General features: G+C 37.4%; 13 protein-coding genes. 8 read left to right on the forward strand and 5 right to left on the reverse strand.

Annotated features, from left to right (window positions below):
- Window positions 1-37: 37 nt before the first annotated feature.
- The 3 genes from MOO45_RS02985 to MOO45_RS02995 all read left to right on the forward strand — a co-directional run bounded on the left by MOO45_RS02985 (window position 38) and on the right by MOO45_RS02995 (window position 3,524).
- On the forward strand, window positions 38-2,143 hold the full coding sequence (locus MOO45_RS02985) for a transglycosylase domain-containing protein (protein WP_249514904.1): 2,106 nt from the start codon (window positions 38-40) through the stop codon (window positions 2,141-2,143).
- A 14-nt stretch (window positions 2,144-2,157) separates the two neighbouring features.
- The gene (locus MOO45_RS02990) at window positions 2,158-2,499 is read left to right on the forward strand and encodes a YlbF family regulator (protein ID WP_249514905.1); all 342 of its coding nucleotides are present in this window, start codon (window positions 2,158-2,160) and stop codon (window positions 2,497-2,499) included.
- Window positions 2,500-2,576: 77 nt separating this feature from the next.
- Complete coding sequence (locus MOO45_RS02995) at window positions 2,577-3,524, forward strand: 3'-5' exoribonuclease YhaM family protein (protein ID WP_249514906.1); 948 nt, start codon at window positions 2,577-2,579, stop codon at window positions 3,522-3,524.
- A gap of 72 nt (window positions 3,525-3,596) precedes the next feature.
- Here the strand turns inward: MOO45_RS02995 and MOO45_RS03000 are convergent, their stop codons facing one another.
- Complete coding sequence (locus MOO45_RS03000) at window positions 3,597-4,604, reverse strand: LacI family DNA-binding transcriptional regulator (protein ID WP_249514907.1); 1,008 nt, start codon at window positions 4,602-4,604, stop codon at window positions 3,597-3,599.
- 64 nt (window positions 4,605-4,668) lie between these two features.
- Entirely contained in the window at window positions 4,669-5,163 is a 495-nt protein-coding gene (gene rpiB, locus MOO45_RS03005) for a ribose 5-phosphate isomerase B (RefSeq protein ID WP_249514908.1), read from the reverse strand.
- 361 nt (window positions 5,164-5,524) lie between these two features.
- Between rpiB and MOO45_RS03010 the strand changes: the two genes are divergently transcribed.
- The 4 genes from MOO45_RS03010 to MOO45_RS03025 all read left to right on the forward strand — a co-directional run bounded on the left by MOO45_RS03010 (window position 5,525) and on the right by MOO45_RS03025 (window position 10,256).
- A complete protein-coding gene (locus MOO45_RS03010) occupies window positions 5,525-6,892 on the forward strand; it encodes a PTS transporter subunit EIIC (RefSeq protein ID WP_249514909.1) in 1,368 nt (455 codons plus the stop codon).
- The gene (locus MOO45_RS03015) at window positions 6,879-7,370 is read left to right on the forward strand and encodes a PTS sugar transporter subunit IIA (RefSeq protein ID WP_249514910.1); all 492 of its coding nucleotides are present in this window, start codon (window positions 6,879-6,881) and stop codon (window positions 7,368-7,370) included. The genes MOO45_RS03010 and MOO45_RS03015 overlap by 14 nt, the downstream gene beginning before the upstream one ends.
- A 356-nt stretch (window positions 7,371-7,726) precedes the next feature.
- On the forward strand, window positions 7,727-8,653 hold the full coding sequence (locus MOO45_RS03020) for a proline iminopeptidase-family hydrolase (protein WP_317619044.1): 927 nt from the start codon (window positions 7,727-7,729) through the stop codon (window positions 8,651-8,653).
- Window positions 8,643-10,256, forward strand: coding sequence for a peptide ABC transporter substrate-binding protein (locus tag MOO45_RS03025; RefSeq protein WP_249514911.1), 1,614 nt, complete (start codon window positions 8,643-8,645; stop codon window positions 10,254-10,256). The genes MOO45_RS03020 and MOO45_RS03025 overlap by 11 nt, the downstream gene beginning before the upstream one ends.
- An 80-nt stretch (window positions 10,257-10,336) precedes the next feature.
- On the opposite strand, the gene MOO45_RS03030 is transcribed toward MOO45_RS03025, so the two are convergent.
- The 3 genes from MOO45_RS03030 to MOO45_RS03040 all read right to left on the reverse strand — a co-directional run bounded on the left by MOO45_RS03030 (window position 10,337) and on the right by MOO45_RS03040 (window position 12,095).
- Window positions 10,337-11,269, reverse strand: coding sequence for a peptidylprolyl isomerase (locus tag MOO45_RS03030; RefSeq protein WP_249514912.1), 933 nt, complete (start codon window positions 11,267-11,269; stop codon window positions 10,337-10,339).
- Between the two features lie 116 nt (window positions 11,270-11,385).
- Complete coding sequence (locus MOO45_RS03035) at window positions 11,386-11,652, reverse strand: hypothetical protein (protein WP_249514913.1); 267 nt, start codon at window positions 11,650-11,652, stop codon at window positions 11,386-11,388.
- Window positions 11,653-11,654: 2 nt separating this feature from the next.
- Window positions 11,655-12,095 (reverse strand): HIT family protein, encoded by a 441-nt coding sequence (locus MOO45_RS03040; protein WP_249514914.1) that lies wholly within the window; start codon window positions 12,093-12,095, stop codon window positions 11,655-11,657.
- A gap of 90 nt (window positions 12,096-12,185) precedes the next feature.
- On the opposite strand from MOO45_RS03040, the gene MOO45_RS03045 reads away from it, so the two are divergent.
- Window positions 12,186-12,914, forward strand: coding sequence for an ABC transporter ATP-binding protein (locus MOO45_RS03045; protein ID WP_249514915.1), 729 nt, complete (start codon window positions 12,186-12,188; stop codon window positions 12,912-12,914).
- The last annotated feature ends 3 nt before the right edge of the window (window positions 12,915-12,917 follow it).

A 12,917-nucleotide genomic window follows, 5' to 3' on the forward strand; every position in this document is an offset into this window, starting at 1 on the left:
CCACGGTGAAATTTAAATTTATTATTGAGGAACATATATGAAACATAATGAACAATTTGATTGGGCTGCCTGGTTCAAAAAACTTTGTCAAAAAAGTTGGCAAGCTATTCACTATTTTACCAAACGGTTTCACATCCTTCGTTGGCTATTATTAATTTTTTTGAGTTGTTTTCTCGTTTTTAGTGCTGTGTTAACGTTTAAGGCCAAAACAGCTAACGTAAATCATCTAAAGGCTTCATTGCAGACAACGACCACCATTATAGACAAGAATAATCAAAAAGCGGGTTCGTTGTACTCTCAAAAAGGCACATATGTTAGTTTAGACCGGATTTCCAAAAATATGCAAAATGCGGTAATTGCCACTGAAGATCGTACTTTTTGGACAAACCATGGCTTTAGCTTGAAAGGTTACGCACGCTCTTTCTTGAATTTGTTGCTTTATCATCAAATTATGGGTGGTGGGAGTACTTTAACACAGCAGTTGGCCAAGAATGCTTTGTTAACGCAAAAGCAAACTTTCACGCGCAAAGCGGAAGAATTCTTTTTAGCCGTGGAAATCAACCGTGTTTACAGTAAGCATGATATTTTGTCAATGTATCTGAATAATGCTTATTTTGGCAATGGTGTGTGGGGCGTTCAAGATGCAGCTAAAAAGTATTTTGCAGAAAATGCGGAAGATTTGACTCCCTCGCAGGCAGCCACGTTGGCGGCAATGTTACGGAATCCGAGTTTTTATGATCCTTATCGTCATCCTGATAATTCCAAATCACGGCGCAATCTTATTTTGAATTTAATGGTCCAGACACGTTCGTTAACGACGCCCCAAGCTAAAGCTGAACAAAAAACGGCGGTACGTTTGCAGGATGGCTATCAAAAGCAGAATGGTTACCGTTATCCGTCTTATTTTGATGCGGTAATTTCCGAAGCTGAAAGTCGTTATCATTTAAGTGAAGATCAAATTTTGAATAAGGGTTACAAGATTTATACTAGTTTAGATCCGACAATTCAACAAAAGATGCAAACTAGTTTTGATCGTGATTGGCTCTTTCCCCGCAGTAATAGTGATGCGACTTATGCCCAAGGTGCTTCTATTGCGATTGATCCGCAATCTGGTGGTGTGAGTGCGGTTGTCGGTGGCCGAGGGCAACACGTTTTTCGAGAGTTGAATCGGGCGACGCAGACCAAACGGCAGCCTGGATCAACGATGAAGCCGTTAGCGGTCTATACGCCAGCGATTGAAAATGGTTATCAGATTGATTCAATGCTGCCAAATCAAGTAACAAGTTTTGGGAAAAATCATTATACGCCGACCAATGCTGATGGTAGCTATACGCAAGAATTGCCTTTATATCAAGCTTTGAGTAAAAGCGAAAATGTCCCAGCAGTGGCGTTATTAGATAAAATTGGTGTCAAAAAAGGTGTGGCGTCCGTCGAAAACTTTGGGATTAAAGTGGCGAAGAGCGATCAAAATTTGGCGCTAGCACTGGGCGGTTTACAAACCGGTGTGACACCTTATCAAATGGCACGGGCGTATACGGCATTTGCGAATAACGGACGTTTGGCGAATACGCATTTTATTACGAAAATTGTGGATGCTACGGGCGCAGTTGTCGGTCAAAATGACCAAACTAATTCGCGACCAATTATGAGTAAAAAGACAGCACAAACCATGACTAGTTTGTTGTTAAATGTTTTTAATCAAGGTACGGGAGCAACCGCTAAGCCGACTGGATATCAAGTTGCGGGCAAGACTGGTTCGACAGAAGTTCCCCAAGATTATGGAAATGGGACCAAAGATCAGTGGATTGTCGGTTATACGCCAGATATTGTAGTCGCTACATGGGTCGGTTTTGACAAAACTGATCGCCAACATTTTATTCCCGGTAGTAATGAACAAGGTGTTGCGCCACTGTTTAAAAATGAAATGGCCAATATTTTACCAGAAACTAAACAGACTTCGTTTAAAGTTGATGATGCTTCGACCATTGTGCAGCGGAAAAAACAGACTTCGCCGGGTAAATGGACGCATAACTTTAGTGGCAATTTGCGGCAAAAAGTTGAAGATACCATAAATAACTTTAATAATGCCAAACAAAATGTCAGTCAATGGTATAATCAAATTAAAGGTCATTGGGGCCAATAACGAAGGAGAAAAACATGGTGAACGTTTACGATACAGCAAATCAATTAGAAAAAGATTTACGCCAATCTGAAGAAGTGATGGGTTTGCAAGCAGCCTTTAATCAAATGAAAGCTGATCCGATGGCTTATCAGATGTTTCAACAAATGCAAGAAATGCAGGAAAAATTACAACAAAAACAAATGGCTAATCAAGAAATTACGGATGATGAGTTTAAACAATTACAGACTTTGTCAGGTCAATTGTCTAAGTTTGATTCAGTTCAAAATTTGATGCAACAAGAACAAAAAATTAATGCTATGATGGAAGAATTAAATAAAATTATTTCGAAGCCGATTGCGGATATTTATAATAGTTAATTCTGATTCTGGCTTCAAGCAGTTAGCGGCGCTTTGAGGTGCCGTTTTTTTGTAAATTAAATTAAGGAGTTGAGCTCATGTCCAAACGATTAGCTGATTTACAAGCAGGTGATCATTTAGAAATGCCTGTATTGATTGAACAAATGGATGTCCGTAAAGCTAAAAATGGTAAACAATTTTTGGCGTTAACTTTTGCGGATGCTTCGGGGAAAATTGCTGGTAAGTATTGGCAGGCTAGCGATTTAGATGCAAAGACTTTTGTGGCGGGCCAGATTGTTTTGTTAAATGGCCAATGTGAAACTTATAATAACGCTTTGCAGGTTAAAATTGATCATTTAAAACTGGCTCCACCCAATACTTATACTTTGGATCAATTTGTTCAGCACGCTCCTTTGACTAAGCAGCAATTGCAGGATCAAATGAATGAATTAGTTTTGGAAATTACGCAACCGCACTGGAATCGAATCGTGCGTTATTTGATTAATCAACATCATGAAGGATTCTTTGAGTTTCCGGCTGCTAAAAAAAATCATCATGATTATACAGGCGGTTTGGCGTTTCATACGCTGAGTATTGCCAAATTAGCCAATGCAGTTTGTGATCAATATTCGCAGGTTAATCGAGCATTATTGATCGCGGGAACAATTCTGCACGATTTGGGGAAGACGACAGAATTGAGCGGACCGGTGAATACGCAATACACTGTTGAGGGCAATTTACTGGGACATTTGGTCATTATGGATGGGGAAATTGTCGCAGCTTGCCAACAGTTAAAATTAGATTCTAATGCTGAAGATGTAGTGCTATTGCGGCATATGATTATTGCGCACCATGGCTTGTTAGAGTATGGTTCAGCTAAGCGCCCGCAACTTTTAGAAGCTGAAATTTTGCATGATTTGGATGAACTAGATGCAACGATTACAATGATTACGAAAGCTCAAGCTAAGGCTCAACCCGGACAATTTAGTGAGCGAGTATTTGGTCTGGACAATCGGCGTTTTTATGTACCAGCCAATTTGGATTAAAATTAATTATCTGATGACAAAAAAGCGTAGAAATTATTTTTAGATTTCTACGCTTTTTTGCCTAACTAGAAGTTAAACGGTTCCGCGCTTAACTAAGTGGACATTAATAATGGTATTGTTGGCTGCTGTTTGACGATTGTTTTGCATTGCATCAATTAGTTGTTGACTAGCTGCCAAAGCAATTTTTGAAGTGTCTTGATGAATAGTTGTCAATTCCGGATAACAATATTTAGCAATCGGTGCATCATCAAAACCAATAATTTTTAAATCACCCGGAATACTAAGATTAAGATCTCGGGCAGCAGTGATTAAATCTGCCGCTAAAGTGTCACTATATGCAAAAATACCCAGAGGAAGAGTCTGTTTTCCCATTAAATTACGTAATTGAGTCCTTAATTCTAAACGTCGTTCATTCGAACCAGCCTGATTGGTTGCACTAATATCAATGATGGAGTCAGTTGTTAAATTCTGTTGGAGCGTATCCTTAAAACCTTGAATTCGATCATTAATTGAAGAAGATTGACCGTGAACTTTGAACAAAACTGGTTGCGTTTTAGCTTCGAGCAATGCTTGAGTTGCAATCACTGCACCTTGATAATGGTTGGAGCTAATAAAGGCATCGGTTTTATTGCTTGGTTTCCGATCAATGCAAACGACAGGCACGGCTCGATTTAAAGTTGACGAATCAAACATTTTTTGACCAGAAATAACGATCAAACCGTCGACAGATTTAGCTTCAAGCATCTGAATATAGGCTATTTCTTTTGTAATGTTTCTCTTGGAATCACAAATAATTGTGGAATAATTTTTTGAAAAAAATTGATTTTCGATTTTTTCTACTAGAGCTGAAAAAAAAGTATTAGCCAAATCGGGTACAATAATGCCAATTGTATTCGATTTTTGCATCCGCAAACCTTTGGCCAGAGTATTAGTTTGATAATTGTATTTTTCAATAACTTTGGTGACTTTTTGACGAGTTTGCTCAGAAAAACGGCCATTATTATTAATGACGCGTGAAACAGTTGCCGGTGAAACACCACTAATTGCGGCAATATCTTTAATAGAAATTTTTTTAGTCATCAGTTCGTTTACTTCCTCATATCATGGTTACTTGGAAATAAATAATGGTTAATATAATCAAGATTTAATCATCATATTGACCACTATTATCTTTTACAATTCTATCAAATTTTGTTTCGTTGTGCTCATCTTCAGCAGTTAGTTCGTCAATTCTTCGTTGATGGCGTCCACCTTCAAACTGGGATTCTAACCAACTTTTGACAATCAATTTGGCCATTTCAGAACCAATAACTCTCGAACCTAGTGCCAGAATATTAGAATTATTATGTCTCCGTGATAAAGCAGCCGAGTAAGGTTCACTAACACTGGCAGCTCTGATGCCGGGAACCTTGTTAGCGGCCAAAGAAATTCCGACTCCAGTTCCACAGATAATAATGCCTAAATCGTAATCGCCACGCGCGACTACTTCACCAACCTTTTTGCCATAAATAGGGTAATCGGTTCTTTGCTTGGAATAAGTTCCGAAATCGTAGGTTTCATAGCCTAATTCTTGAACATACTTAATTAGAGTAGGTTTTAACTCGTAACCAACGTGGTCAGATCCAAATGCAATTTTCATTTTAATTTATCTCCTTTTAACTGTTTCATAATATTCGTATAAGCTTGCCAATGGACTGACAATAAATCCAGTTTTAGTCAAAATTGACTATTCCCTCTGATGAGCCGGCTCATGATATTCTTCAGATCAGTAACATTTAGTGTAAGCCAGACTAAATATGTGATGAGGACCACACTTATATTAAATATTTGAGAAAACGTTTGTTCAAAGAAGAAGTGTACCAGTCGTTTGATTAGAAGTCAAATACGACTTTTATTTACTAGAATACGCTTTTTTAAATGGTTTGACATGAAATATCAATTGTGATACGCTTTCTTTTGAGAAAACGTTTACTCAAAAAATAAGAAAGTAGGAAACACCGATGGATAAAGAATCGTTGGGTAAGAAAATTCTGAAATTAGTGGGCGGCGAAGAAAATATTACTGGTATTTCTCATTGTGCGACGCGCTTGCGTATGCTTTTAAAAAATGATCAAGTTGCACAGGATAACAAAGATAAAATTGAACAATTAGACGGTGTGATCAGTGTGGTAGAAAATGGCGGACAGTTTCAGGTTATTATTGGACCTGCTGTGGGAAAAGTTTATGATGAATTGCTGATTGACACGGATTTAAGTACAGAATCAGCTCAAACTACTGATAAAGATCATAAATCGAAAAAAGGCCTCGTATCTACATTTTTAGATGTGGTTTCAGGTATTTTTACACCACTATTACCCTTATTGGCAGGTTCCGGAGTTTTAAGAGGTTTAGTTTTGTTGTTGACACAATTCGGTTGGTTATCTAAAACATCGGGAACTTATCACATTTTGACGGTTTCTTCAACGGCTGTATTTTATTTTTTACCTATCCTATTGGCAATTACTTCCGCAGAAAAATTTAAAACCAATAAATATGTTGCTGCGGCGGTTATGGGTGCCTTAATTATGCCAGAATTTACCCAAATGATGGGAAATCATGGAAATGGTACTATCACTCATTTTCTTGGTTTGCCCATTGTGATGATGCAATATACTTCGACAGTTATTCCGGCAATTTTGGCCATCTGGTGTCTATCATATCTGGAACGGTATTTGAAAAAAATTATTCCTGAAAATGTACAATTGTTATTTGTACCGTTAATTTCACTATTTATCATGGTGCCTTTAACAGCTGGAATTTTTGGTCCCTTCGGTGTGTATGTTGGTGAGTGGATTTCTGACGCAATTAATTTTTTGATGAATACGAATGGCTGGATTGCAGGAGCTTTGGTAGGTGGCGCATGGAATGTATTTGTGATTTTTGGATTGCAGTGGGCTGTTAATCCGGTAATGATTCAAAATGTGAGTCGTTTTGGTTTTGACTATATCGTGCCGTTGACGTCTGCTGCTAATTTTGGAATGGCGGGAGCTACGTTAGGAACCTTTTTTAAAACTAAGAATCAAAAAATGAAAGCTTACACGATTTCATCACTTTTGTCGATCTTTTTTGCTGGAATTACAGAACCAGCCATTTACGGTGTTGGAGTTAAATATAAAAAACCGTTAATTGGTGCGATTGCTGGCGGTGCAGTAGGTGGTTCATTTATTGCGGGGATGCATGTTAAATCGTTTGCATTTGTTTTTGGTGGTTTAACTACTTTACCAGCTTTTATTGGTAAGACATTCGCTTACTATCTTATTGGTTTATTAGTCTGTTTTACTGTTGGAATGGCTGTGACACTAGTTTTAGGCATAGATGAAAAAAAATGATAACGCTGTTAAAGTGGATTCCTTAGGTAATGCTCAAAAAATAACTGATGAAACTATTTTACAACTACTAGATGGAACTGTGGCAGATTTAATTGAAGCTCCTGATCCAGCTTTTGCTTCTGGTTCAATGGGACAAGGAATGGTAATTTATCCAACAGCTGGTGAAGTTTTTGCACCAGTGAATGGTGTTGTTTCCATGTTGTTTAAGACTAAACATGCTATTGGTATTATTTCCAATCAAGGCTTGAATGTAATGATTCATATTGGAATTGATACGGTCAAACTAAATGGAAAATATTTTGTTGCGTGTGTTCAACAAGGTGATATTGTTCAAGCAGGTCAACTGTTAATTAAATTTGATTTACAATCTATTAAAAAAGCAGGTTTTGATCCAGCTACATTTGTTATTGTTACCAATAGTAATGATTATCAGGAGATTTCATTAATGAAAGCGGATAAAGGTTTAAGATGTTTATGATCTTAATTATTTGTAAATTATGGTTGACATTTCTTGATTATAGATTTACCATCTTCATTAAATTTAAATGATAGTAAATTAAAAATATGCGAAGAAGTTAGTAGACTAAAAATTGGTATACAGCGAACCTGGTTTGGTGTGAGCAGGAATATTGGTTTTAGTTGAAGATCACTTTGGAGTTTTAGTCTGAAAGTAAGTTTATCGGTGACTCCGTTATTGTCGTCTGCTTGTAAATTTAGTTTACAGTTGGAGTTAAAGACAAGGTGGTACCGTGTATTTTGCACCCTTTTCAAAGATTTAATCTTTGAAAAGGGGTTTTTTATTATCACAAATTAAAAATGGGAGGATCAATCATAATGAATGGTAGTAAGATTATAACGCTTAGGAATGGTTTTCATTTGTTTACACGAACAGTTGGTTCAGGACCGATTCGACTATTGTGTGTTCATGGTGGTCCAGGTTCCAATCATGAAGAATTTGAAAATTATGGGGAAAAATTGGCTGACGTGCAAGTCCAAGTTTCAATGTACGATCAATTGGGATCATTTTATTCAGATCAACCAGATTTTAATGATCCAGGTAATCGGAAGTATTTGACAATTGATTATTATTTATCCGAATTAGAGGAAGTCCGCCAGCAATTAGGTTTGGATCATTTTTATTTATTAGGTCATTCATGGGGCGGCGTTTTGGCGCAAGAATATGCTTTGAAGTATTCAAAATATCTTAAGGGATTAGTCTTAATGAGCATGATTGACAACATTCCTGAATATATCACTAATATTAATCATTTACGGGAGCAGATGTTTGCGCCAGCTATGGTGGATTACATGCGAGAAGTTGAACAGCAGCAACGTTTTGACGATCCAGAGTATAACGAATTGGTTCAGCGCTTGTATAAAAAATACGTCATGCGTCATCCTGAAAATAGTGGACGGCATACCGTAGCGACGAGTGCAACTAGTGTCTACAATTATTTCCAGGGAAATAATGAGTTTGTAATGACGGGCACATTGAAGAATTGGGATCGCAGAGGTGATTTAGCGCAAATTAAGGTACCAACATTATTGACTTTTGGCGAATATGATACGATGCCACTGGCTGCAGCTCACAGAATGCATCAAGTTTTACCTAATTCACGATTAGTGTTGACACCAGATGGGGGTCATTGTCATAGCGTGGATAATCCGCAGGCATTCTTTCAAACATTGGCTCAATTTTTGCAGGATGTGGAGCAGAATCCGCAAGTTAATTTGAAAGAAGGTACTACTCATGAAAACTAAATTGTGGTTTTTGTTGGGTACGCTTGCGTTATTATTAACAGGATGCCAATCAAAAAATAACAGCGGGTCAGCACAGCAGCTTAATTTGATGCAAACTAGTGATTTGCTATCGTTAGATACTTCACAACACGCCGATTTACCAACTTGGAATACGTTAGAAAATTCAATGGAAGGCTTATATCGGGCGGACAAACATAACCAACCACAGGCGGCTATGGCAACCAAAGTGGTTCAACCAACAAATCAAGGCAAAACGTATACTTTTTCTTTGCGAAAAAATGCTAAATGGAGTAATGGGGAACCGGTGGTGGCCCAAGATTTTGTTACCGCTTGGCGGCGTTCTGTTTCGTCTAAAGCTCAATCTGGCTATAATTACATTTTTTCAGGAATCCAAAATGCTGATGCTATTTCTAAGGGCCAAAAGGCTCCACGGAAATTGGGAGTTAAGGCATTGGACAAACACACTTTGCAAGTCCAATTAGAGCACCCGATGCCATATTTTAATAAAATGATGGTTATGCCAGCATTCTTTCCACAAAATCGCACAGCTTTGAAAAAATTTAAATCGCATTATGGCACACAATCCAAGTATTTGTATTACAATGGCCCGTTTAAGGTGACGAAATGGACGGGGGATAACGATAGTTGGGTTTTAATGCGAAATAAATATTATTATGATAAGAAACAGATTCATTTAAATAAAATTAAGTATTTAGTCGTCAAAGATGCGAATACAGCGCATGAATTATTTAGTCAAAATAAATTGGATGATGCAACGATTACAGGTGTAACGGCTAAAGAGCTGCAAGGATCTAAAAATTTAATCCATGAGAAAAAGGCTGGCAATTATTATTTACGTGTGAACGTTCGCAATAATCAACCATTGGCGAATGCCAAAATGCGTCAGGCAATCAATTTGGCCATTGATCGTCAAGCTTTAACCAAAAATATTTTGGCAGATGGTTCCTTGCCGGCTTCGACTTATACCGCCAAAGATCTGTCAATTGATCCAACTACAAAGAAAGATTTTGCGCAAGAAACGACACCACAACAGACTTATAATGTGAAACAGGCTCGAACATTGTGGGATGAAGGTCGGCAAGAAGCTAATTTACCGAAGAAATTAACATTAAAAGTATTGGGTGACGATCAGACAATTACAAAGAATGTCGCCGAATTTTTGCAAGATGAGTTACAGCATAATTTGCCAGGTGTTAAAGTCCAGATTCGTAATGTCCCTGATAAAACAGCATCCAGTGAAACGCGTAGTGGTCAATTCAATTTATCACAAACACTGTGGCTAGCTGACTTTGCTGATCCAATTAGTTTTATGGGAATTTTAAACAGTGATAATCCACAAAATTATGGCAAATATCATGATGATCAATTTGATCAGTTATACCAAAAGGCTATTCTGGATAGTAGTAATAATCAGCAAGCTTATTGGCAAACGCTTCGTCAAATGCAGGCACGGTTGAATGAATCAATGCCGGTGATCCCGCTATATCAAATGGTTGAAAGCCATTTGGTTAACCCCAAATTGCAGGGAGTGTTGCGACATCCTGTGGGGGAAGATGATTACACGCGTGCATACTTGAAATAAATCTTGATGAGTTTGAAGTCATAAAAAATCACCTACTAAAATTTAGAATTTAGTAGGTGATTTTTTTGAAACGATAATAATTATTTGCTAGAACTTGCAGCAGATTTAGCATTGTTATTTTTATTAGCTTTGTTTGAACCTAAGAATCCTGATAAAACATCTTTCAAATCATTATCTTTAATTGAAATGTCAGACTTCTTCAAAACCTTAGCAACAACTTTTTGCATTGTAACAGAATCGTTCATGCGTGAAGCATAAATTTGATTCTTCAAAGTTTGTTCATGAGACTTCATCGTACCCTTGGCAGGACGCTTGTCCATCTTGATGACGTGGTAACCGTATGAAGATTTAACAGGATCTTTAGTATATTGACCTTGCTTCAACTTCAAAGCAGCCTTTTTGAAGTTAGGATCTAATGAAGTATCGTCATTGTTAAAGGCTGGTAGTTTGCCACCCTTATTCTTTGTACCGCTATCGGTTGAATACTTTTTAGCTAACTTGTCAAAACTAGCACCGTTATCTAATTGCTTAATAACATCTTTTGCGGTGGATTCATCTTTAACCAAGATGTGTTGAGCAGTGATTTTAGGAGTGTACTTCTTCCACTGTTTCTTTAGTTGAGCATTGGTAATCTTAGTTTCCTTACGGATTGCAACTTTCGTTAACAATTGAGTCCGAATTGTATCCTTAAAATCAGCGGCATCCATACCATTTTGTTGTAATAAAGTTTTGAATTGGGAACCATACTTATTTTTGTATTGGTTGAATTCTTTGTTAACTTCTTTATCACTAACATCTTTGCCGTATTGTGATTTCAAAGCTTGAGCAATTACCATTTGTTGTAACTGTTGTTGACCGGCTTGAGATTTCTTCATCTTTTGATAAAGTTGTTCCTGAGTGATTTTGCCACCCTTCATAGTTACGACTGCTTTATTGCTTGAACATCCAGCTACCAAAGTAATGGATAAGAAAGCTGCTAACGTCAAGACAATTCTACTGAACTTTTTCGACATAATCCTTTAACACATCCAATCTAATTTTATCTCGAATAAGATAACACTTACCAAGATACCATATTTAGCAATATTTTCCTATATTAATAATTCTAAATTCATGAAAAAATCATATTTTAATCTGGCAAATCTTGTTTGAACTGATTTAATTGTTGCTTTAGTTCTTGTGCCTCATCCATTAGGGAACGGCTTTGTTGTTGAATCGTCTGGGACATATCTTTAATCCAAGGTACTACTTCGGTGGTGACTTCTTCTTTGAGCTGTTGCGTTTGAAAAAGCAGATTTTTGATATTGTTGATTCTAGGGGTCTGTTGTTTAATAAATTTACGGCCGCCTAAGATCAAGCCCGTACCCGTTAGTAAACCATAAGTAAAACTCTTCATAACTAATCTCCAATATTTGCTTTGATTTGATCGGCTAATTGCTGCAATTGTGCTGCCTCATATTGATCCGTGTTATCAGCGAATGTTAAGGCAAAGCCATCACTTTCAGTATACCGCGGAATTAAATGAATATGGGAATGAAACACTGATTGATACGCCAGTTCGCCATTATTAATGCAAATATTCATTCCTTGAATATTAGAATCGAATGCTTTGATTGCATTCGCAACTTTAGGTAGGCGACTAAATACTTCACCTGCTTGTTCACTCGTGTAAGCGAAAATATTTGGTAGATGTGTTTTGGGTACCATTAAGACGTGGCCCGGTGTCACTTGGGAGATATCTAAGAAAGCTTTCACAATATCATCTTCATAGACAGTGTAACTGGGAATCTCGCCAGCAATGATTTTACAAAAAACACAATCTGAGTTGTTTTGCTTCATCTTTTCCTCCTTAATAATAAAAAAACAATAACGACTAATTTCATGCTATCATAAATACAATGTAATAACAGAGAGTAGGTTAGATTTTTTATGACTTTAGTAGTAGATCATTTAACTGGAGGTTATGGACGCTTGCCAGTCATTAAAGATGAGAGTTTTACAGTCCAAAATGGCGAAACAGTCGGGCTTATCGGGCTGAATGGTGCTGGTAAATCCACCACGATTAAACATATTATTGGCTTACTGCAGCCTCAGCAAGGTCAAATTAAACTGGATGACATTGATTTAAAGCAAGATATTACCGCTTACCGCAGTCAGATTGCATACGTGCCCGAATTGCCAGTTTTATATCCGGAACTGACTTTGAAGGAACATTTAGAATTAACGATGATGGCTTATAATTTGGATGAACAAGCGACTTGGCAGCAAGCCCATCAATTATTGCAGACTTTTCGCTTGGATGATAAATTAAATTGGTTTCCGATTAATTTTTCTAAAGGGATGAAGCAAAAAGTTATGATTGTTTGCGCGTTTATCACGCAGGCTAAATTATTCATTGTAGATGAACCATTTACTGGATTAGATCCCTTAGCGGTGCAAGATTTGTTAGATTTGGTGCAAGCCAAAAAACAAGCAGGGGCGGCAGTATTGATGTCGACGCATATTTTGGCAAACGCTGAACAAAGTGCGGATCGGTTTATTTTGTTGAATCATGGGCAAGTGCGGGCGCAAGGAACGTTGCCACAAATTAAGGAACAATTTGGTGCGCAAGATGATAATTTAAATGACCTTTATTTGCGGATGTCCAAGGAGGCCTAGGAT

Source organism: Bombilactobacillus folatiphilus (genome assembly GCF_023380265.1).
Lineage (GTDB): Bacteria > Bacillota > Bacilli > Lactobacillales > Lactobacillaceae > Bombilactobacillus > Bombilactobacillus folatiphilus.

Coding starts and splice junctions, on each gene's coding strand:
- MOO45_RS03025 (WP_249514911.1), top strand. CDS start 8,643: ATGAAAACTAAATTGTGGTTTTTGTTGGGTACGCTTGCGTTATTATTA.
- MOO45_RS02990 (WP_249514905.1), top strand. CDS start 2,158: ATGGTGAACGTTTACGATACAGCAAATCAATTAGAAAAAGATTTACGC.
- MOO45_RS03035 (WP_249514913.1), bottom strand. CDS start 11,652: ATGAAGAGTTTTACTTATGGTTTACTAACGGGTACGGGCTTGATCTTA.
- MOO45_RS02995 (WP_249514906.1), top strand. CDS start 2,577: ATGTCCAAACGATTAGCTGATTTACAAGCAGGTGATCATTTAGAAATG.
- MOO45_RS03040 (WP_249514914.1), bottom strand. CDS start 12,095: ATGAAGCAAAACAACTCAGATTGTGTTTTTTGTAAAATCATTGCTGGC.
- MOO45_RS03020 (WP_317619044.1), top strand. CDS start 7,727: ATGAATGGTAGTAAGATTATAACGCTTAGGAATGGTTTTCATTTGTTT.
- rpiB (WP_249514908.1), bottom strand. CDS start 5,163: ATGAAAATTGCATTTGGATCTGACCACGTTGGTTACGAGTTAAAACCT.
- MOO45_RS03045 (WP_249514915.1), top strand. CDS start 12,186: ATGACTTTAGTAGTAGATCATTTAACTGGAGGTTATGGACGCTTGCCA.
- MOO45_RS03010 (WP_249514909.1), top strand. CDS start 5,525: ATGGATAAAGAATCGTTGGGTAAGAAAATTCTGAAATTAGTGGGCGGC.
- MOO45_RS03015 (WP_249514910.1), top strand. CDS start 6,879: ATGAAAAAAAATGATAACGCTGTTAAAGTGGATTCCTTAGGTAATGCT.
- MOO45_RS02985 (WP_249514904.1), top strand. CDS start 38: ATGAAACATAATGAACAATTTGATTGGGCTGCCTGGTTCAAAAAACTT.
- MOO45_RS03000 (WP_249514907.1), bottom strand. CDS start 4,604: ATGACTAAAAAAATTTCTATTAAAGATATTGCCGCAATTAGTGGTGTT.
- MOO45_RS03030 (WP_249514912.1), bottom strand. CDS start 11,269: ATGTCGAAAAAGTTCAGTAGAATTGTCTTGACGTTAGCAGCTTTCTTA.